Origin of the sequence: Nonomuraea africana, from assembly GCF_014873535.1 — a bacterium.
Classification (GTDB): Bacteria; Actinomycetota; Actinomycetes; order Streptosporangiales; family Streptosporangiaceae; genus Nonomuraea; species Nonomuraea africana.
Window position 1 is genome coordinate 62,108 of the sequence record NZ_JADBEF010000001.1, and the last position, 19,542, is coordinate 81,649.

Below are 19,542 nucleotides of genomic sequence, written 5' to 3' on the forward strand. Positions count from 1 at the left end.
CGCGGGAGTGCCCGGTGGGGCGCGAGCGTGCCTGAACCTCAGCGGGTGGGCCGGTCCTGGCCCTGGATGTACGTCCTGACGGTGGTCAGGTTCGCGCCACCGGTCGAGCCCGCGTAGTAGGAGCGGGACCAGAAATGGCCGCCCCACAGATACTCGCGGACGTGGGAGTCGTACTCCTTGCGCAGGTAGCGGGCCGAGACTCCCTTCAACGAGTTGACCAGGGTGGAGAGCGCGACCTTGGGTGGGAAGCCGACGAGCAGGTGGACGTGGTCGTGCTCGCCGTTGAACTCGACGAGTTCACATTCGAAGTCGGCGCAGACGTTCCGCAAGATCTCTTCGCAACGGGTCAGCATCGGCTCGGTGAACACGTTCCCGCGGCACTTCGTGACGAACACCAAATGCGCGGACAGCTCATGAACACAGTGTCTGCCCTTACGAATTTCCGCCTCATTCTCCATGACACCAAAGATAAGATCGGTTCGTGGACATGGCGAAGCGGACCCGCGCGCACGTCGCACGCCTGGACCTGAACCAGCGGCAGTCGGTCGCCTTGGACGGTCAAGCACACACCGCGCGTGCACTGTGGAACCTGCTCCACGAGTTCATGACCTTCCGCCAGGGCCGGTTCGCCTCCCTCAAGGATTGCGACGCGGCGATCCGGGCCGCCCGCCACGAGATCGATTGGATGGGACAGCTCCCGGCGCAGGCCGCGCAGGCCGTACTGAAGACCTACCGGCAGGCGTGGGCGAACTTCTTCAACCCCGACCACCCGGCCGAGCGCCCCACGTTCAAGGGCCGGTTCCGGTCGAGGATGGCCGTGGACGTCCCGCAGGCCCGCGACTTGCAGATTTCCCGGGTCAACCGCAGGTGGGGTGCGGTCAATGTGCCGAAGGTCGGGCGGGTGCGGTTCCGGTGGACGAAAGCCCTGCCTGGCGTCACCAAGGGTGGTCCGGCCGGGAGGATCACCGGGGCTCGCCTGGTGAAGGAGGCCCATGGGTGGAATATCGTGTTCCGCACCGAGCTTGTCCTAGCCGCTCCAGCTCCGCACCGGGGGCCGAAGGTCGGCCTGGACCGGGGTATCGCGGTGCCCCTGGCGCTGTCCACCGGGGAACACCTGGGCCACGGCCCATGGCTCACCGACGGGGAGCAGACCCGGCTCCTGCGCCTGGAACGCAAATCGGCCCGCCAGCGGGCCACTCGCAAGAAAGGCGACCCGGCATCCAACCGGGAACGCCGTACCTATGACCAGATCGCCCGACTCCGCGCGACAGCCAAGCGCCGAGCCGTCGACTGGCAGCACCAGACCACGACCGACCTGGCCACCCGATTCTCAGCGGTCGTGGTTGAGGATCTGAAGATCGGCAACATGATGGCCTCCGCCTCGGGGACTGTTGAGGAGCCGGGCACGAACGTCGCCCAGAAACGCGGCTTGCACCGCTCAATCGCGGGCGAAGCCTGGGGCCGCACGGTCGAGTTCCTCACCTACAAGAGCGCCGACCGTGGCGGCCTGGTGGCCAAGGTCCGCCCGCACGGCACCAGCCAAGAGTGCCATCGCTGCCACACCACCACGACCGGCAGCCGGGAGAGCCAATTCCGGTTCGCCTGCAAAAACAAGGCGTGCGGATGGGTCGGCAACGCCGACACCAACGCCGCCCGCAACCAGCTCCACAGGTACAACTCTGCCGCCGGACGGGCGGTCACAGGACGCGGAGACTCCGGGGTACCGGGGTCTGCGAAGCGTCAAGCATCCCGTTCCACAGTCTCGCCCGCACCCGCGCCGCGAGCTGCTGCGTAAGCAGCACGGGAATCCTCCACATTATTTATGTGGAGGAGCACGTCAAGCCTGAGCCGTGCGGACCGCGGCCAGTTGCGTGGCCTGGGCGACGAGGTTGCCCTTGGCGTCCCATGCGTGGGTGGTCTCGTCCATGCGGTCGGCGGTGACGTCGGACGCGCTCATCCGCACCCTGATCGGCCCAGGAGCGGGCAGTCGCCTGATGTAGGCCGACAGCTGGATGGTGGGAGCCCATCCCGGCGCACCGAGGTCGTAGGAGACGGGTGGCACGGCGTCGAGCGCCACGAGCAGCGACAGCGGGTCCCACTCGGAGCCGTCGGCCAGGCGCTGCCACCCGGCGATGACGCCCTCGCGCGCGGGGGTGCCGAAGGCGAAGCCGAGGTGGGCCGGGTTGAGCCGCTGCTCGATGACCCCCATCAGCGACACCCTGAACCCGGCCCCCGGCGCCTCGGGCGGGGTGAGGAAGCACTCCTGCTCGTCGGGCAGGTCGACGGGCTCGAGGCTGGACCACCACGGGTCCTCCTCCGACAGACGGCCCAACGTGATCAGCGCCTCGACGAGCGGCGCGCCGTCCTGCGAAAGGCGGGCGCGGACCTGCGTGAGGGCGCGGCCCTTCCGCAGCGTCTCGACGTCGATCCGGACGGGCCCGAAGGCGGGAGGCGCGAGGAAGGAGCCGCTGACCGCGGTCACGTGGGGGTGATCGGCGCCCGTGCTCTCGATGGCCGCCCTGCCCATGACGGCCAGCAGGTAGCCGCCGTGCGCTCGGTCGCCGACGCTCCACTGTTCGTCCAGATTGGCGGTGAAACCGCCGTCGTCGAGTACGGCGACCGCCGTCGCATCCCGAAATGTCGTCATATGGTCACATTGACGGCGTTAACCTGACGGTGTCAACCTGATCGCATGAAGCGGGTGAGAGCGAATCGTGGTCAGGGAGTGCGGCTGCGAGAGGAGATCCTTGCGGCTGCTGAGGCGCTCCTGGTGGAGGTGGGCAGCGAGGAGGCGCTGACGCTGCGCGCGGTCGCCGGCCGTACGGGTGTTTCCACCCCGTCGGTCTACCTGCACTTCGCCGACAAGGACCAGCTGATCGAGGCGGTCTGCCTGCGCGCGTGGGATGAGCTCGAGCGCAGGATGCGCGAGGCGGCGCGGGGCATCGAGGACCCGTTCTGGGCGCTGGGCCAGTGCGGGCGCGTCTATGTGCGGTTCGCGCTGGACCATCCCGTGCAGTACCGGGTGCTGATGATGCGGCAGGGGTCGGGCTCGGCCGCGGCGGCGTGCTTCGGCTACATCGTCGAGGCGGTCTCGGCGTGCGTGGCCTCGGGCGCGCTGCGCGGCGACCCGCAGACGCTCGCCCTCGGCCTGTGGTCGGCGGCGCACGGCTGCGCGTCGCTGGTGATCAGCCAGCCGTCCTTCCCCTGGCCGGAGGATCTCGACTCCTTCATCGACGACACGGTCTGGATGGCGGGCTTCGGCACCGCCATCGCCTCACGCCTGCCCAGGCACGGCGTCTCCACGGAGGTGGTCGCCGCGCTCGACGACTTCGCCGAGCGCCTCACCGGCTAACCGCCCGCGCCCAGCCGCCTGCGGAACTCCTCGGTGAGATGGCGGTGCACCAGGGCGACCGCGGGCCTGGCCAGGCCGCCCGCGCGGACCGCGAGATAGCCGGTGTTGAGCGGCGGCAGTTCGGGCGTGGCCAGCGCCACCAGCCTGCCCGCCGCGAGGTCGTCGGCGCACAGGTAGGCGGGCAGCACCGAGACCCCCGCCCCCGCCCGTACGGCCGCCAGCACCCCGCGCAGGTCCGGGATGATCGCGCCCGCGGTCATCGTCGCGCGCCGGCCGAAGACGGACCGCCAGTAGCGCCTGATGATCGGCAGGTCCTCGGCATAGGCGATCACCGGCGCGTCCGCCGGCACGCCAGGCGCGGCCACCAGCACGAACTCCTCGTCGTAGAGCGGCTCGGCGACGACGCCCCGCAGGCGCGGCCGTACCGTGGCGACCACGAGGTCGAGCCGTCCCGCCGCCAGCTCGGCCAGCAGGTCGTCGGTCAGCCCGAACGTGGTGCGCAGCATCAGCCCGTCGGCCACCAGCGGCGCGAGCACGGGGATCACCTCCGCGCACAGGAACTCGGCCGGCCCGCCCAGGTGCACGCCACCTCCCAACGGCAGCTCCGCGCCCAGCACCTCGGCGAGCGCGTCGAGCGAGCCGGCCACCCGCCTGGCCAGCTCGTCGGCCGCCGCCGTGGGCGCGACGCCGCGCGGCAGCCGATCGAACAGTGGCCGGTCGAGCGCCGCCTCCAGCGCCCTGATCTGCGCGGTCACCGCGGGCTGCGACAGCCCGAGCGACTGCGCGGCGGCCGTGATCGAGCCGGTTCGGTGCACCGCGAGAAACGTCCTGAGCAGGTCGAGCGAGACAGACATATCAGAATAATGATGGCTGGGGGGCATAGAAGCTATTTGTGGCTGATGGGTGGGGCGACGCATCATCGAGGCATGAGCAAGCGCATTCTGATCGCACTGACCAGCCATGACGACCTCGGCGGGGTGCGGAGAACCGGATACTACGTCTCGGAGGCGGCCCACCCGTGGCACGTCTTCCGCGAGGCGGGCTTCGAGGTCGTGGTGGCCAGCGTCCAGGGCGGGCAGCCGCCGCAGGACGGCTTCGACCCCGCCGACCCCACCCAGACCGCCTTCCTCGACTCCGCGGAACTGCGTGAGGCCGGCCGGCTGGCCGACCTCGACGGCCGCTCCTTCGACGCGGTCCTGTACGCGGGTGGCCACGGCACCATGTGGGACTTCCCCGGCGATCCCGACGTCGCGCGCCTCGGCCGCGAGGTCTACGAGAACGGCGGCGTGGTGGCCGCGGTCTGCCATGGCCCCTCCGCCCTGGTGAACATGACCCTGTCCGACGGCACCCCGCTCGTGGCGGGCAAGCGGGTGGCCGCCTTCACCAACGCCGAGGAAAAGGCCGCGGGGGTCACCGAGATCGTGCCGTTCCTGCTGGCCGACGCGCTGGTGGCGAAGGGGGCGACGCACGAGCCCGCCGCCGACTGGCAGCCGCAGGTTGTCGTCGACGGCCTCCTGGCCACCGGGCAGAACCCGGCGAGCGCCGCTCCGCTGGCCGAGCGGATCGCCGAGCTTCTCAAGTAACCAAGCGTGCGCTAGGTTGGTGGAGTGGATCTCGACTTCACCCCGGCCGAACAGGCCTTCCGCGCCGAGGTTCGGGACTGGCTGGCCGACCACGTGCCCTCGCGGCTGCCCTCCATGGACACCCGCGAGGGCTTCGAGGCGCACAGGGAGTGGGAGGCGCTCCTGGCCGGCGCCCGCCTGTCGGTGGTCTCGTGGCCGGAGGAACACGGCGGGCGGGCCGCCTCCCCGATCGAGTGGCTGATCTTCGAAGAGGAGTACTGGGCCTCGGGCGCTCCCGCCAGGGTCAGCCAGAACGGCATCTTCCTGCTCGCCCCCACCCTCTTCGCGTTCGGCACCCCCGCGCAACAGGCCAGGTTCCTGGGCCGGATGGCCCGAGCCGAGGACGTGTGGGCGCAGGCCTGGTCCGAGCCCGAGGCGGGCAGCGACCTGGCGGCCCTCACCTCGCGCGCCTCCAGGGTCGACGGCGGCTGGCTGCTCCACGGGCGGAAGACCTGGAGCTCCCGAGCCGCCTTCGCCTCCCACGGGTTCGGCCTGTTCAGAACCTCGGACACCCGGCACCACGGCCTCACGTACTTCCTCTTCCCGCTCGAGGACGTCACGGTCCGGCCGATCGCCCAGCTCGACGGCACCCACGGCTTCGCCGAACTGCTCTTCGACGGCGTCTTCGTCCCCGACGACCTGGTCCTGGGAGAGCCCGGCCAGGGCTGGAAGATCGCCATGGCCACCACGTCCTCCGAACGCGGCCTCACGCTGCGCAGTCCTGGCCGCTTCCTCGCCACCGCCGAGCGACTGGTCGCGTTGGCCAGAGACGCCGATCCCGCGCTGCGGGACCGGGCGGCCAGATGCCTCATCGACGCCGAGGCCTACCGCCTGCACACCTTCGGCGCCGTCAGGGGCGAGCTCGGGGCCACCACGAGCATGGGCAAGGTCTTCTGGTCCGAGCTCGACCTGCGCATGCACGCCCTCGCCATGGACCTGCTCGGCCCCGCCGCGGCCGAGACCCCGTGGTTCGACGGCTACCTGTTCTCCCTCGCCGGGCCGATCTACGCGGGCACGAACGAGATCCAGCGCAACATCATCGCCGAACGCGTCCTGGGGCTGCCCCGATGAACTTCGCCTTCACCGCCGAGCAGCTCGGCTTCGCCGCCGCCGTGCGGGACGTGCTGCGCGACCGCTGCGACCCCTCCGACCGCCTGTCGTGCTGGAAGGAACTGGCCGAGCTCGGCCTCTTCGGAGCGCTCGTCCCGGAGGAATCGGGCGGGCTGGGCCTCTCGCTGACCGACCTCGTTCCCGCGATCGAGGAGACGGGGCGGGCGGCCATGCCGGGACCGGTCGTCGAGACGCTGGTCGCCGGGCCGTACGCGGGCGTGGTCGGCGCGCCGCGCGTCAGCCTGCTCGTGGACGGTCTCGCCCTGGACGCCGACCTCGCCGACCTGATCGTCGACGTCGCGGGCCCCTCCATCGTGTCGGTACGGCTGGAGCCGCGCAGGGCGGTGGACCAGGGCCGGCAGCCGTTCGCGGCGACGGTGGTGGACGAGCTCCGCGTCCTGGAGGCGCCCGCCGCCGACCTCGTCCGGAAGGCGACGGTCGGGGTGTCGGCGCAGCTCATCGGGGTGGCCAGGGAGCTGCTCGCCAGGTCGGTGGCGTACGCCAAGGCGCGCACCCAGTTCGGGCGGCCGATCGGGGCGTTCCAGGCGGTCAAGCACCAGCTCGCCGACGTGGCGATCGCGGTGGAGTTCGCCGCGCCCCTGGTCTACCGAGCGGCACTCTCGGCGGACAACGCGGCGCTCTCAGCGGATCGGGCGGCGTACTCGGCGGACGGGAAGGACACCGGTGCGCCGGTGGGCCTTTCCCGGCCGGACCGGGACGTCAGCGCGGCCAAGGTGGCCGCGGGGGAGGCCGCCGCGCTGGCCGCGCGCACCGCGCTGCAGGTGCACGGCGCGATCGGCTACACCGCCGAGCTGGACCTGCGCTTCTGGCTGGCCAGGACGTGGTCGCTCAGCGCCGCCTACGGCACCACGGCCGAGCACAGGACCCGGTTCCGTCAGGCGGTGTTCGGATCGTGAAGTTCGGCGTGCCCCTGGGCCTGCTCCACCCCGCCGCGTGGAAGGACGTCGCCGTCGCCGCCGACTCGCTCGGCTTCGAGTCGCTGTGGGTCCCCGAGCACCTCGTCTTCACCACCGACCTCTCGCTCGCCGCCTACCCGGGCAGCTCGTCGCCCGGCATCAGGCCGCACACCCCGCTGTTCGACGCGCCCGCCTACCTGTGCTGGCTGGCGGGGCTGACCTCCCGCATCAGGCTCGGTACGGCGGTGCACCTGTTCGCGCTCAGGCACCCCTTCGTCTCGGCCCGCGCCTTCGCCACCCTCGACATCGTGTCGGGCGGGCGGGCCGTCTGCGGAGTGGGCGCGGGATGGTACCCGGGGGAGTGGGCCGCGGCGGGCGTCGACTTCGCCACCCGCGGGCCCCGGCTCGACGAGGCGATCACGGTGGCCAGACGGCTGTGGTCGGAGGAGACGGTCGCCCACACGGGCCGCTTCTTCTCCTTTCCCGAGGTCGCCTTCGAGCCCAAACCGATCCAGCACACGCTTCCCGTGCTGGCGGGCGGCGAGTCGGGCGCGGCGCTGCGCAGGGCGGCCACGCTGTGCGACGGCTGGATCAGCATGCCGCACACGCTGGAGTCGGTGCGGCCGCAGCTCGACCGGCTGGCCGCGCTGCGCGACGGCCGCAGGTTCTCGGTGACCGTCCACGCCTCCTCGCTCACCTCTCCGGACGAGGTCGCCTCGTGGGAGGCGCTGGGCGTCGACCGCCTGATCGTTCGGCCGTGGAAGAGCACCGGCGAAGCGGTGGCGAAACTGACGTCCTTCGCCACCGAGTACGGCGTCACGCCCAGGCCGTGAGCACCTCGTGGAAGGTCGGGAAGGTCTTCCGGACGCAGCCGGGGTCGTCCAGGGTGATGCCGGGCGTGCGCAGCCCCGTGATGCTGAAGGCCATGGCGATGCGGTGGTCGCCGTGGCAGGCGATCTCGGTGGCCTCGGGCGCGCCGGCCTCGGCGCGGGCGGCGGGCGGGCCGTCGGGACGGCCGTGCACGGTCCACCGGTCGGCGTCCTGGGTCACCTGGTAGCCGAGGTCGCGCAGCCCCTGGGCGAACCCTTCGGTGTCGTCGGACCAGAGGGGGCGCTCCAGCGTGGTGACCCCGTCAGCGGCGGCGGCCAGGAACAGCGCTCGCGCCATGACGGACTTGGAGCCGGGGATGCGTACGACGGTCACCGCGAGATCGTATCGAACCGGGGCAGACCGGTCAGGCGCGATGTCGCCCGCCCCGCCCTCTGGAGTTACGTGTCCGCGACCCGGCTCCCACGAGCACGGGCTCCTGCTCCGGGACTGGCCGGGACGGCTGGTCCACGGGTACCGGCACGACCCGCGGCGACACCCACGGGCCCTGACCCGACGGAACCCGGGGGTTCGACGGGATCTGGCTCGACGGGATCCGGGGGATTGGCGGGATCTGGTTCGACGGGATGGGGAGGGTCGGTGGGATCTGGTTCGACATGGGCGACGGGGCCTGTGTCGGTCGAACCGGCTGGGCGGGGTCGCGGGTCTCGGCCGAGGTTCGGTGGCGGCGGCCGCGGAGAGGGGCGGTGTCGGAGAACGTGTCCGTGGTGCCGCGGCCGAAAGCGTCGCCGCCACCGCTGTGCACCGGCTGGTCGGCGCGCATCCCGGTCGCCGTGCTGTGGACGAGAGTGTCTCCGCGGTGTCCTGCCGTGCGGGCAAGGGTTTCGGTGGACTTCGCGCTGTGGACCAGGACGTCGGCGTGCGGGGCGGTCGTGGTGCCGCGGGCCGGCTGCACCGGGCGGGCGGGCCTGGCCGGCCTGGTGGGCCTGGTGAGGCGGGCGGGCGAGCCCGTCGAGGTGGCCCGGTGCAGCCGGGGGTCCTGGCCTCGGGGGGCGGACGAGCCCTGCGAGCGGTGGCGGCGGCCGCGGATCGGCGCGTCGGAGGCGAAGGCGGTGCTCTCCTCCGCCGGGTGCTCCCTGCGCCTGCGCCTGCCCCGGTAGCCGTCGCCCGAGGGCGCCGTCGCCTCGGCGAACGCGTCGAACGGCGCCGACGACGCGGCCTCCAGCGCCGCCAGGATCGCACTCGAGGTCTCCAGCCCTGCGGCGAGCGCCGCCGCGGGATCGGCCGCGAGGGCGGCGGCGCGGGCGTGCGCGTGGCCAGAGGCGCGAAGGGGGGCGTCGCCTGGGATTTGGCCGGAAAGGCGGCGGGGGGCGTGGCCGAGGGTGCGGCCAGAGGCGCCAACGGGGGCGTCTCCGGGGGTGTGGCCGGGGAAAGCCGTCATCGCAGCAGAGGCGGCCGCCGAATCGAAGGCGGTCACGGCGGTGGAGCGCGCGGGGTCCCACGGAGCCGCCGAGTCGAAGGCGAGCATGGGGTCGGCGGCGGTGGCGACGGGAGCGGAGAGCGCGACCGATGCTGCGGCGGACACAGGCGCCTGGGCGGCGAGCAACTCGGCGGACATGGGGGAGGTGGTCGCCTGGGTGGTGAGCAGCTCGGCAGGCGCGGAGGAGGTGGTTGCCTGCGCCGTGAGCAGCTCGGTGGGCGCCGAGGAGATGGTCGCCTGTGTGGTGAGGAGCTCGGCGGGGCGAGTCGAGGTGGGTCGGCGGCGGGTGCCCGAGGCGCGACGCCGGCCCGGCTGACGGGTGAGACGGGCGGGCGCGGCCGCGGCGGCGGGCGCCGGCCGTACCCTCAGCTGGCGGGTGCGGGCGACGGCCAGCACGCCGAGCGCGGCCAGCAGCACCGGGCCGATCAGCGCGGGAGAGCCGAGGCTGGGCACGGCGGTGGTGGCCGAGGCGTCCTTGAAGGCGGTGACGGGCTCGCGGGTGACCGCCTCGGTGCCGGCCGTGGCGGGCTTGGCGTGTTTGGCCTTCTTCGGGGCGGGCCGGTCCGCGGCGTTGGCCGACGACGAGCGGGGAGCGGACACGCTCGGAGAGGGGGCGGTGGCCTTCGGAGCGGTGGCGGCCTCGAGCCTGGCCGAGTGTTCGGCCCCCGCGGCTGCCGGTGAGGACACTGTGACGGAGTGGATGAGCGAGGTGACGGTCGTCTCGGCGGGGGCGGGCAACTGGAGCCGGTCGGCCTGGCCCGGTTCGGTGTCGGGCGGGAGCGATCCCTCGACCTTGGCGTCGGCCTCCTTCAGCCGCGCCGCCTCCAGCCGCTCCTTGATCTTCTCGGGATACCCGTAGCCGGCGACCTTGCTCTGGTCGCGCTCCTTGCGCTTGGCGACGCCCCCGTCGATGTTGCCCTCGATGGTGAAGATCGTGTCCCCCACGACCTTCGTGACGATGCCGACGTGGTCGATGTTGTCGATCTTGTTGGAGCCGCCCCAGTCGTAGAAGACCAGCGCGCCGGGTTTCGGCTTGTGCCCCCAGGCGTCGTTCTCCTTGAACCACTCCGCGTGCGCGACGGTGTAGGCGAACTGCCCCACCCACTCCTCGTAGCCCATCTTGTGGGCGGCCCAGGACAGGAACATGTCACACCAGGGCGCGCCGCTGTAGTCGGCGTCGAACTCGACCGTCTTGCCGTACCAGTCGCCGAACTTGGTGTACGCGCCATTGCCCTCGGAGTAGCCGAGCTGGCTCTCCAGGAGCTCGATGAGCTTCTGTGTCTCTGGGGTCATGGAAGTGCGGGGGAACCCTTCCGTGCACAATGGGACTCGTGAGGAGGGAGGCTACCCTGGGAAAAGGGCAGGTCAAGACCGTGCCAAGGGAATCCCAAGGGGGTGCGCCCAGTGAAAACGCAGGTCAAGAGGCTTCCAGAAATATCTCCCAAACCCCGACATATCCGGAAAAGATCTACCGAATAGGGTTCGGTAGGGTGTCCCGCATGTCGGTCGAACTCGGCACCGAGGAATCCCGCCTCGCCGCCCTCTGCGCTCTTGCCCAGCAGACCCGTGACCTGATGGACGCGGTCGCGCTGACCGATGTCGGAGAGGACGACCTCACCGCCGCCACCGCCGCGCTCATCGCCGTCACCGAGCAGCTGCGAGCGGCCGTCCGCCAGACCCCTCAGCCCTTCGAGATCGCCCCTGACGGCACGCTGCGGCATCTCGGCAACGCCGTCACCGGTGGCGCCAACCCGCATGCCCTCCCGCTGGTCATCGAGGTACGCGACGGTGGGGTGCGGGCCGAGGTGGAGTTCAGGCCGCTGCACGAGGGCCCGCCCGGCGGGGTCCACGGCGGGATCAGCGCCATGATCCTCGACCACCTGCTCGGCCAGGCCGTCGCCGCGGCGGGCTCGGCGGGAATGACGGGCACGCTCACCGTCCGCTACCGCAGGCCGGTGCCGTACGGCACGCCGCTGGTGGCGACCGCGGAGTACACCCGCACCGAGGGACGCAAGACCTGGGCGGAGGGCAGGCTCTCCCTACCGGACGGCGAGGCGCTCGTCGAGGCCACGGGGCTGTTCATCACCCCATCCGCGTGGATCGGCGGGTGAAGCCCTGAGCCTGCGTGCGACGGGCGGCCCGGACGCGGGTCGTCTCCCATGCTCGACGCGCCCGTACGGCGGGCGGCCGGACGTGGCCATCCTCCTGAGGGGTCTCGGAGACCACATCGCCTGCGGATTCGGGCTTCCGGGAGTCGCCCCACCGTGAGAGGCGTCCGGTCACCGGGCGTTTTCAGATCGTTACCAACCGTTGGCGTGTCCTGTGGGTCTAACCCAAAGTGAAGATCCTCTACGGCACCATCGCGCTCATCGTGCTGGCCCAGGCGCTCTCCGGCGGCCTCGTGGGCCGCGCCGCGCCCGTCGAGGTCGCCTGGCCGGCCCAGGCGCCCACCCTCGACGGTGTCGCGTCGTCCGGCCACTGCCACCTCCTCCTCGCCGAAGGAGGGCGGGCCGGCCTGGCCGTCCCGGAGGTCAAGGCCTCAGGCGGTACGGCGGCGCGTCAGTAACCCGCGCCGGTCAGCAGGCCCCCGTCCACGGTGAACTCGCTGCCCGTGCAGTAGCTCGACCGGTCCGAGGCGAGGAACGCCACCACGTGCGAGACCTCGACCGGCTTGGCGAAGCGCTTGATCACCATCGACTTCACGAACGCCTCGCCGTCGACCCCGGCCATGAGATCGGGGTCGGTCGCCATCGAGGTGTTGATCGCGCCGGGGTGGACCGAGTTGACGCGGATCTTGAAGGGGGCCAACTCTCGGGCGGCGGCCTTGGTGACGCCGCGCACGCCGAACTTCGAGGCCGCGTAGGCGGACAGGCCCGCCGCGCCGATGAAGCCCTCGATGGAGGAGATGTTGACGATCGCGCCCCGTCCCGCCGCCTTCATCGGCTCGATGACCGACTTCACGCCCAGCCAGGTGCCCTTGAGGTTGACGTCCACGACCTGCTCGAAGTCGGCCAGTGACATCTCTCCGATTCTGCGAAATTTAATGATTCCGGCGTTGTTGACCAGAATGTCGAGCTTGCCGTACGTCTCGACGGCGGTGTCGACCGCGCGTCCCCACTCGGCCTCGCTCCTGACGTCGTGCCGCACGTAGGTCGCGCCGGTCGCCTCGGCCAGCGCCTTCCCCTCGTCGTCGAGCACGTCCCCGAAGACGACCCGCGCGCCCTCCTCCAGGAACAGCCGCACGTGCGCCTCGCCCATGCCCCGCGCGCCGCCGGTGATCAGCGCGACCTTGCCGTCAAGCAGTCCCATCGGTGCCTCCGCAGAAACGTTGACCGGCGGCGACGGCGATCGCGGCCGCCTCCATGGTTCGGTAGACAGGTATCCCGGCTCCGGCCGCGATCGCCCTGACCTCGTCCTCGACGCCGGGCGGGGCGAACTCGCCGTTCCTGGTGACCAGCGTGACCCTGCCGCCGCCGGCCTGCGCCTTGCCGAGGTGGCGGGCGAAGTCGAGCAGGGGGTCGGCGGCGGTGCCGTAGGTGAAGAAGCTCTGCACGTTCACGTGCGCGACCACGTCCTGGTACGGCAGGCGCCGGGTGATCGCGGCGATCACGTCCTTGACGAGGCCGGGCCGGCTCCTGGGGCCCACGGGGACCTCCAGGGGGTTGGCCAGCGAACTGCCCACGCCGAGACCGAGCGCCCTGAGGTCGTCGAGCACGTCGCCGGGGAGTGGGTCGAGGGTGAGGCCCGCGTCGTCGAACGCGTCGGCGGCGAGCACGCCGGCGCCGCCACTGGGACCGACCACCAGCACCCCGGCCATCCGCCGCCCAGCCTCCTCGCGGCCCGGTTCGGCGGTGCCGGGGGTGGGGCCCTCGAGAGAGACCGGGGCCGCTCGGGTGGGAGAGGGGCCGGGGTCCTTGGGGGATTGCCCGGCCGCCGGGGCGGCGGTGCCGGGGTCTTCGGGGGAGGGGGAGGGGAGGCGGGGGGTGTGGGCCTGGAAGTAGGCGAGGGTGGCGATGAGGGCGTCCTGGGTGGTCACGAGGGTGGCGCCGGTCTGGTCGGCGAGGGCCTGCCAGATCCGCGCGTCGCTCACCATCCCCCCTGTGTGGGACGCGGCCGCCCGGCGGCCCTGGCCGCTGCGCCCGCCGACCAGCAGCACCACCGGCAGCGGGCACGCCGACAGTGCGGAGAAGAGGGCGCGGCCGTCACGGGGATCCTCCAGATACAGCCCGACCACCGAGGTCGAGGGGTCGGCGGAGAGCCACCCGAGCAGTTCGGCGGGAGTGACGTCGGTCGCGTTCCCGAGAGTGGCGACCCTGCTGAACGCCAGCCCGCGACGCTCTCCCACCTTGATCACCTCACCGGCCAGCCCGCCGCTCTGCGAGATCAGCGCGACGCTCCCCGCGGGCCCCACGCCGCCGCCCACGAACGTCTGCCGTCCCCGCGGGCAGTAGACGCCCATGCAGTTCGGCCCGAGCAGCCGCGTCCCCGCCTCACGGGCCGCCGCGACCAGCGCCTCCTCCAGGTCCGCCCGCCCCGCCTCACCGAACCCGCCGCTCATGACCTGCGTGTACGGCACGCCGCGCGCCTGCCGTACCACCTCGGCGCAGGCGGCGGCGGGCACCGCGACCAGCGCGTAGTCCACGTCCGCCGAGGAGAGCGAGGGGACCGCGGGCACCCCGCCGATCGAGGCCGCCGTCGGATGGACGGCCACCACCGGTCTCCCCGCCGCGCGGTAGAACTCGAGGAACATGTTCCCGAAGTTCGGCCGGCTCGTGGAGGCGCCCACCACGGCCACCCGTCGCGGCTCGAACAGCGGGGTGAAGTCGGACGCGGCGCGCGGAGCGGCCGTGGGCGGGGAGGGCGAGGGGACATAACGGGCGTCCACCGCGATCACCCCCGACGGCGTGGCGATCACCGGGTTGAGCTCGAACTCGCCCAGTTCCAGCCGCTCCCACAGCCCGCCGGGACCGCCGAGCGTCATCAGCAGCTTCACGACGGCGTCCACGTCGACGGCGGGCCGGCCGCGGTAGCCGTACAGGAGGGCAGCGCCGCGCAGCGAGGCCAGCATGCGGCTCGCGTCGGTCTCGGAGATCGGGCAGAGGCGCAGGGCGGTGTCGCGCAGCGCCTCGGTCCACACCCCGCCGAGGCCCGCCAGCAGGACCGGGCCGAAGCCGGGGTCGCGGACCAGTCCGGCGATCAGCTCGACCCCCTCGGGGGCCTGCTCCTCCACCAGGAACCCGTCGCCGAGGCGCTCGCGCATCTCGGCGACGGCGGCGTCCAGCGTGTCGTGGGTCAGGCCGAGCCGCACCCCTCCGGCGTCGGACTTGTGCAGCAGGCCCGCGGCCTTCAGCACCAGCGGAGGGGTCAGCGTGCCGGCGAGCGCGGGGTCGGGCACCCCGCGCGGCACCGGGATGCCCGCCTCCCTGAGCAGCTCCTTGACCTCGTGTTCAGTCCACAAGGTGCTGGTACATCTCTCGGATCTCGCGCCGCAGCAGCTTGCCAGGACCGCCTGAGGCGTCCTCGAAGTGCGGCAGCGACTCGGCGACCACGATCACGTCGGGTTGCTGGTGGGGTGGCAGCGTGTCCGACAGCGCCAGCGCGATCTTGGCGGAGTCGAGCGTCTGCCCGGCCCTGGGCACCACCGCCAGCAGGATCCGGCCGTCGCCGACCCCCACCGCGCCGGCCTCGGCCACGGAGTCGAGCGCGGTGGCCGCCTCCTCGACCGCGGCGGGCTGGGTCCAGACGCCGCCCTTGAGTATCGCGTCCTCGCGCCGTCCGAGCACCCGCAGCACGCCGTCGGCCGACACGGTGCCGAGGTCGCCGCCGACGTACCACTCGCCGCGCAGCACCTCGGCGGTCTGGTCGGGCAGCAGGTCGTAGCCGGCCATCCGGTGCGGCCCGGCCAGGTTGATCTCGCCGATCGTGTCGACGACGCGCGCGCCCGAGGGGTCGGTGACGGCGACCGCGCAGCCGGTGCGGGCCCGTCCCGAGGCGCCGAGCGGAGTGGAGCCGTCGTCCACCCTGCCCATGCAGGTGTAGGGGGCCTCGGTCTGGCCGTAGTAGGAGTAGACGCCCGCCTCTGGTAACCGCTGCTTGATCCTGGACAGCAGGGAGGCGGTCAGCGGTTCGCCGCCGAGCATGATGACCCTGATCGACGACAGGTCCACGGGCTCATGGGCGGAGTCGCCGAGCAGCGCCGCGTAGAAGGAGGGGATCTGCGAGACGTGGGTGACCTTCTCCCGCGGGACGACCTTGAGGAAGTTGGCCGGGCCCCAGTCCTGCTCGAGGACCAGCCGCATCCCGGCGTAGAGCGCCGGGCCGACGATCGCGGGGAAGCCGATGCCCCAGATGATCGCGCCGGTGCCGAACACCGAGTCGGGTGCGCGCGGCACGTCCAGCCAGATCTGCGCGGTGGCCAGCGACGAGGCGTGCGTGTGGACGACGGGCTTGGGCAGCCCGGTCGTGCCCGAGGTGTAGTAGAGCGCCAGCGGATCGTCGAAGAAGGCGCCGAGAGGGGGCTCGCCCTCCTCGGCGGAGTCGAGCTCCTCGGCGGAGATCCACGTGGTGATCTCCGGCAGCGAGGGCCTGATCGCCTCGACGACGTGCGCCACGGTGGCGTCGTGGACGAAGGCCGTGCACCCCGAGGCGGCGACCACCGCGCGCAGCGTCTCCACGGGCCAGTACGGGTTGAGCGCCGCGGTGATCGCGCCGATCTTGGCCTGCGCGAGGTAGACCTCGGCCACCCGCAACGTCTCGTTCAGCAGCGCCGCGACCCGCTGTCCTGGCCGGACGCCCGCCGCGAGCAGCGCGTGCGCGCGCCGGTTGACCAGCCTGTTCAGCTCGACGTAGGTGAAGCTCTGCGCGCCGCAGTAGGTGAGCGCGACCTGGCCGGGGGTTCTCGCCGCCCCCGCGGTCAGGAGCGCGTGGCCGTAGTTGCCGTAGGGCGTCATCGAGAACCTCCTGAGGAGTAGAGCACGAAGAGGTTTCCAGAGGGGTCGCGCAGGACCGCGCGCGTCTCGTGCGGGCCGGCCTCGGGGCCGCGCACCAGCGCGCCGCCCCTGTCCAGCAGATCCCGTACGGCCGGCGCCACGTCCGCCACCTTGAGGCAGACGGCGGTGGCGTCGGTCAGGTGCTCGTCGGGTCCCGCCAGCCCGATGCCGCCCTCCAGCAACGCGAACCGGTCGCCGTCCCTGAATCTCACGGGCAGCCCATAGAACTCGATCGCCTTGCCGACGTCGTCCACGGGGATGAATACGTTCACCCGGGCCTCCATTGCGGTAGTTCGTCGCGGAACGTCACCCGGACCGGCATGCCGATGCGCACCCGCTCGGGCGGGCAGTCCACCACCTGGCCGAGCACGCGCGCCCCCTCCGGCAGGTCCACCCAGGCCAGCACGTACGGCCCCCGCCCGCTGAACCCCTTGACGAACGAGCGGTGGACCACGGTGAAGGTGTGCACGACGCCTTCGCCGCTGACCGGCTCGAAGGGGAGGTCGGCACCGCCGCACCAGGGGCATTCGACGGCGGGCAGGTGCACGCGGCGCTCGCAGGCCGTACATCGTTGAATGACCAACTCGCCGCGCGCGCAGGCGGCCCAGTAGGCGTCCATCGCCTGCCAAGCTAGCGCACGCTTGGTTGGGTCACAAGAGCGGGCCACGGTCTGTCTGGCAAAACGATCAACTGCTCGGATCGCCTGGTAGGAGACTTCTCGGGATCGGCGGGAGTCCAGGGGCGATAACATCACGATCGTGGCGGACTGGGAACTTCGGCCGGCTTCGGTGGCGGACGTCGAGGCGGTGGCCGAGTTGCGGGCTGCGGTGCTGAGGCCGGACCTCATGCGGCTCGGACGGTACGACGCGCAGCGTGTGCGGCAGCGACTGCGGGACGGGTTCACGCCGGCACACACCTGGATGATCGAGGTGGGTGGCGCCTTGGCCGGGTGCGTGGCGCTGCGGCCGGCGAAGGACACCTACTGGCTGGAGCACTTCTACCTGGACCCCGGTTTGCAAGGCAGGGGCATCGGTTCTGCCGTACTGAGCAGGCTGCTGGAACGGTGCGACCGCGAAGCCGCCGCGGTCCGACTGAACGTGCTGCAGGGCAGTTCGGCCCGCCGGTTGTACGAGCGGCACGGGTTCACGGTTGAGACCGAGGACGAGGTGGACGTATTCATGGTGCGCGACCCGGTCCCGGCCTGGCGATGGCCTCGCGGGAACTGACCTAGGAGTCCTCCTGCCGGGGCAGGTCGCCTCCCTCAGGAGCGCCCTGGTGGGTCGGGTTCCCGTCGGGTTCGGGCTCCCCGGTGGGTGCCTCGGGTGGCTCGGAGGTCAGCTTCGGCGCGGGGGCGGTCGAGGGCGGGTCGGGAACAGCGGCGGGCGCCGTGGTCGAAGACGAGGAGGCGGGCGGGGTGGCGCCGGCGGTCGTGGACGAGGACGTCGGGGCCGACGAGCCGGCGGACGGGCTCTCGCACGGCGGGCCGTCCACCGGCACCTCGGAGATTTGCGGCCCGTTGGCCGCCGCCCGCTCGGTCTGCACGATGAGCCCGAAGTGGGCGCGCTTCCCGCACGCCACCGGGCCGAGGTCGCGCAGCACCGGAACGGTGTAGGCGGTCTTGCCCGACAGCTCCTTGACCTCCTCGTGGAGGGTGCGGGCGGGGCCGTCGCCGTCCCTGCGGGTGTAGCTGACGCGCAGCCGCACCGGGCCCGTGCCCTCGGCGGCCACCTTCACCGCGCCCGCCGACCCGCTCCAGCCGACGATGTCGGCCGACTTGACCGCGGGCGACAGCGCGGCCGCCCTCCCGGACGTCGTGGTGGGGGAGGGAGCGGGCGGAGGCGGCGCCGTGTTCCCGGGCGTTGTCGGCCTGGGCGTTGTCAGCCTGGGTGTCGTCCTGGGCGTGGTTCTGGGCGCCGCGCTCGTCGGCGGCGCCGTGCTTCTCGGCGCTTGGGGGACGGGGCGTCTGGTCGCCGTCGCCGCGGGCTTCGAGTTGACGGGGGTGGCCCCCAGCTCGAAGGGGGATTTCGGCGGAGGCGCGAGGAAAGTGCCGGGGCCGGGGGGCAGCCGCCCGCCGCTGAGCAGCAGCGCGATCAGCGTCGCGGCCAGCGCGCCGCCCGCGATCCACAGGTGCGGCGGCAGCCTGGGCATCCGCCACCGCCTGGCCAGCGTGCCCCTGACCGGCGCCTCCTGCGGGGAAGCGGGGTTGGCCAGCGGGTAGTGCAGCGCGAGCAGCGTCGCCAGCTCGCCCAGGTGCCTACGCCCCCGCTTCTCCCACTCCGCGCCGTACCCGGCGACCGCGGCCACCTCGAGCTCGGCGACGAACTCCCTGGCCGAGCGGGGCCGTCCAGCGGGATCCTTGGCCAGCCCGCGCCGTAACAGCTCGCGCACCGCCTCGGGAACCACCTCCACCGGCACCGGCTCCACCAGGTGCTTGTCGCGCAGCGCCGCCACGTCGGGCGCCCGGTACGGCTGCCGCCCCGTGACGCACTCGAACAGCACGCAGGCCGCCGCGTACAGGTCGGCCAGCACGCCCGCCGTCCCCTGCGTCCACAGCTCGGGCGCCATGTACGGCGGGCTGCCCGCCGGCACCCCTGGCTCCTCGACGTGCACCGCGAGGCCGAAGTCGGCCAGCTTGCTGGTGCCGTCCGCCTGGACCAGTAGGTTCTCCGGCTTCACATCCCTGTGCGCGATGCCCCGCTCGTGGGCGGCGGCCAGCCCGAGCAGCGTCCCCTTCAGCACCGCCAGGGCGGCCTCGGGGCTGGTCCGCCGGTGCTCGGACAGGATCGTCCGCAGCGACACCCCGTCGACCAGCTCCATCACCACAGCGGTCCTGGTCGGGGTCTCGACGTACTCGTAGAACCGCACGACGTTCGGATCGTCGATCTCCACGAGGCCCGGCGTCTCGGCCCGGAAGCGGGCCATGAACTCCTCGTCCCTGCGCAGCGTCGCGTTCAGGTACTTGATCGCCACGTAGGCGCCCGTGGACTGGTAGGTGGCGAGGAACACCCGGCCCGTACGGCCGGCGCCCAGCTGACGTACTTCGCGGTAACCCGGAACCAATCCAGCCCCCATGCGCGCGCGTGCTCAATGGTTCGACGGTCTCACCCGGGGTTCCGGTTGTCACGAGTCACACTATTTCGCCAAACGTAAACGAGAATGACGCTCCGTAGCCGGACCTGGTGGTCTCGACCGGACGGCTGGGCCTGGCCACCGCGGGCGCCGAGGTGGCGCGGAGCACCTTCTC

Annotated in this window: 20 protein-coding genes; 9 read left to right on the plus strand and 11 right to left on the minus strand. The window is 72.2% G+C overall.

Annotated features, from left to right (window positions below; all coding sequences use genetic code 11):
• Positions 1-38: 38 nt before the first annotated feature.
• Entirely contained in the window at positions 39-458 is a 420-nt protein-coding gene (tnpA, locus tag H4W81_RS00270; protein ID WP_192772930.1) for an IS200/IS605 family transposase, read from the minus strand.
• 29 nt (positions 459-487) lie between these two features.
• Here tnpA and H4W81_RS00275 point away from each other — a divergent pair, with 29 nt between their 5' ends.
• Positions 488-1,795 (plus strand): RNA-guided endonuclease InsQ/TnpB family protein, encoded by a 1,308-nt coding sequence (locus H4W81_RS00275; protein ID WP_192780514.1) that lies wholly within the window; start codon positions 488-490, stop codon positions 1,793-1,795.
• A 42-nt stretch (positions 1,796-1,837) separates the two neighbouring features.
• Here the strand turns inward: H4W81_RS00275 and H4W81_RS00280 are convergent, their stop codons facing one another.
• Positions 1,838-2,647: a thioesterase family protein gene (locus tag H4W81_RS00280; RefSeq protein WP_192772931.1), complete on the minus strand. Its 810-nt coding sequence runs from the start codon at positions 2,645-2,647 to the stop codon at positions 1,838-1,840.
• A 45-nt stretch (positions 2,648-2,692) separates the two neighbouring features.
• Between H4W81_RS00280 and H4W81_RS00285 the strand changes: the two genes are divergently transcribed.
• Complete coding sequence (locus H4W81_RS00285) at positions 2,693-3,352, plus strand: TetR/AcrR family transcriptional regulator (protein WP_192772932.1); 660 nt, start codon at positions 2,693-2,695, stop codon at positions 3,350-3,352.
• Here H4W81_RS00285 and H4W81_RS00290 read toward each other — a convergent pair.
• Positions 3,349-4,206: a LysR family transcriptional regulator gene (locus H4W81_RS00290; protein ID WP_192772933.1), complete on the minus strand. Its 858-nt coding sequence runs from the start codon at positions 4,204-4,206 to the stop codon at positions 3,349-3,351. The genes H4W81_RS00285 and H4W81_RS00290 overlap by 4 nt on opposite strands.
• Before the next feature lie 72 nt (positions 4,207-4,278).
• Between H4W81_RS00290 and H4W81_RS00295 the strand changes: the two genes are divergently transcribed.
• From H4W81_RS00295 to H4W81_RS00310, 4 genes are read left to right on the plus strand one after another with little or no spacing between them, the layout of a single operon-like run.
• Positions 4,279-4,935, plus strand: coding sequence for a type 1 glutamine amidotransferase domain-containing protein (locus H4W81_RS00295; protein ID WP_225958363.1), 657 nt, complete (start codon positions 4,279-4,281; stop codon positions 4,933-4,935).
• A gap of 24 nt (positions 4,936-4,959) precedes the next feature.
• Positions 4,960-6,045 carry an acyl-CoA dehydrogenase family protein gene (locus H4W81_RS00300; RefSeq protein WP_192772935.1) on the plus strand — a complete coding sequence of 362 codons (1,086 nt, stop codon included), beginning with the start codon at positions 4,960-4,962 and terminating at the stop codon, positions 6,043-6,045.
• Positions 6,042-7,001 (plus strand): acyl-CoA dehydrogenase family protein, encoded by a 960-nt coding sequence (locus tag H4W81_RS00305; protein ID WP_192772936.1) that lies wholly within the window; start codon positions 6,042-6,044, stop codon positions 6,999-7,001. Before H4W81_RS00300 ends, H4W81_RS00305 begins: the two co-directional genes overlap by 4 nt.
• Positions 6,998-7,834 (plus strand): TIGR03619 family F420-dependent LLM class oxidoreductase, encoded by an 837-nt coding sequence (locus H4W81_RS00310; RefSeq protein WP_192772937.1) that lies wholly within the window; start codon positions 6,998-7,000, stop codon positions 7,832-7,834. The genes H4W81_RS00305 and H4W81_RS00310 overlap by 4 nt, the downstream gene beginning before the upstream one ends.
• On the opposite strand, the gene H4W81_RS00315 is transcribed toward H4W81_RS00310, so the two are convergent.
• Together H4W81_RS00315 and H4W81_RS00320 are read right to left on the minus strand one after the other, a co-directional pair.
• The gene (locus H4W81_RS00315; protein WP_192772938.1) at positions 7,818-8,204 is read right to left on the minus strand and encodes a hypothetical protein; all 387 of its coding nucleotides are present in this window, start codon (positions 8,202-8,204) and stop codon (positions 7,818-7,820) included. The genes H4W81_RS00310 and H4W81_RS00315 overlap by 17 nt on opposite strands.
• Before the next feature lie 31 nt (positions 8,205-8,235).
• Positions 8,236-10,602 carry a CHAP domain-containing protein gene (locus tag H4W81_RS00320; protein WP_192772939.1) on the minus strand — a complete coding sequence of 789 codons (2,367 nt, stop codon included), beginning with the start codon at positions 10,600-10,602 and terminating at the stop codon, positions 8,236-8,238.
• Between the two features lie 206 nt (positions 10,603-10,808).
• On the opposite strand from H4W81_RS00320, the gene H4W81_RS00325 reads away from it, so the two are divergent.
• Positions 10,809-11,420 carry a PaaI family thioesterase gene (locus H4W81_RS00325; RefSeq protein ID WP_192772940.1) on the plus strand — a complete coding sequence of 204 codons (612 nt, stop codon included), beginning with the start codon at positions 10,809-10,811 and terminating at the stop codon, positions 11,418-11,420.
• 227 nt (positions 11,421-11,647) lie between these two features.
• The gene (locus H4W81_RS00330; RefSeq protein WP_192772941.1) at positions 11,648-11,875 is read left to right on the plus strand and encodes a hypothetical protein; all 228 of its coding nucleotides are present in this window, start codon (positions 11,648-11,650) and stop codon (positions 11,873-11,875) included.
• Here H4W81_RS00330 and H4W81_RS00335 read toward each other — a convergent pair.
• The 5 genes from H4W81_RS00335 to H4W81_RS00355 are packed head-to-tail and all read right to left on the minus strand — an operon-like array spanning position 11,869 to position 16,917.
• Positions 11,869-12,618 (minus strand): glucose 1-dehydrogenase, encoded by a 750-nt coding sequence (locus tag H4W81_RS00335; protein WP_192772942.1) that lies wholly within the window; start codon positions 12,616-12,618, stop codon positions 11,869-11,871. The two genes, H4W81_RS00330 and H4W81_RS00335, sit on opposite strands and share 7 nt — an antisense overlap.
• A complete protein-coding gene (locus H4W81_RS00340; RefSeq protein ID WP_192772943.1) occupies positions 12,605-14,767 on the minus strand; it encodes an acetate--CoA ligase family protein in 2,163 nt (720 codons plus the stop codon). The genes H4W81_RS00335 and H4W81_RS00340 overlap by 14 nt, the downstream gene beginning before the upstream one ends.
• The gene (locus H4W81_RS00345) at positions 14,757-16,259 is read right to left on the minus strand and encodes a class I adenylate-forming enzyme family protein (RefSeq protein WP_192772944.1); all 1,503 of its coding nucleotides are present in this window, start codon (positions 16,257-16,259) and stop codon (positions 14,757-14,759) included. The genes H4W81_RS00340 and H4W81_RS00345 overlap by 11 nt, the downstream gene beginning before the upstream one ends.
• Positions 16,256-16,570, minus strand: a complete 315-nt coding sequence (locus H4W81_RS00350) for a VOC family protein (RefSeq protein ID WP_318781436.1) — start codon at positions 16,568-16,570, stop codon at positions 16,256-16,258. Before H4W81_RS00350 ends, H4W81_RS00345 begins: the two co-directional genes overlap by 4 nt.
• Positions 16,567-16,917 (minus strand): Zn-ribbon domain-containing OB-fold protein, encoded by a 351-nt coding sequence (locus tag H4W81_RS00355; protein ID WP_192772946.1) that lies wholly within the window; start codon positions 16,915-16,917, stop codon positions 16,567-16,569. The genes H4W81_RS00350 and H4W81_RS00355 overlap by 4 nt, the downstream gene beginning before the upstream one ends.
• Positions 16,918-17,056: 139 nt before the next feature.
• On the opposite strand from H4W81_RS00355, the gene H4W81_RS00360 reads away from it, so the two are divergent.
• Entirely contained in the window at positions 17,057-17,524 is a 468-nt protein-coding gene (locus tag H4W81_RS00360) for a GNAT family N-acetyltransferase (protein ID WP_192772947.1), read from the plus strand.
• Between the two features lies 1 nt (position 17,525).
• Here the strand turns inward: H4W81_RS00360 and H4W81_RS00365 are convergent, their stop codons facing one another.
• The gene (locus H4W81_RS00365; protein ID WP_192772948.1) at positions 17,526-19,370 is read right to left on the minus strand and encodes a serine/threonine-protein kinase; all 1,845 of its coding nucleotides are present in this window, start codon (positions 19,368-19,370) and stop codon (positions 17,526-17,528) included.
• Between the last annotated feature and the right edge of the window lie 172 nt (positions 19,371-19,542).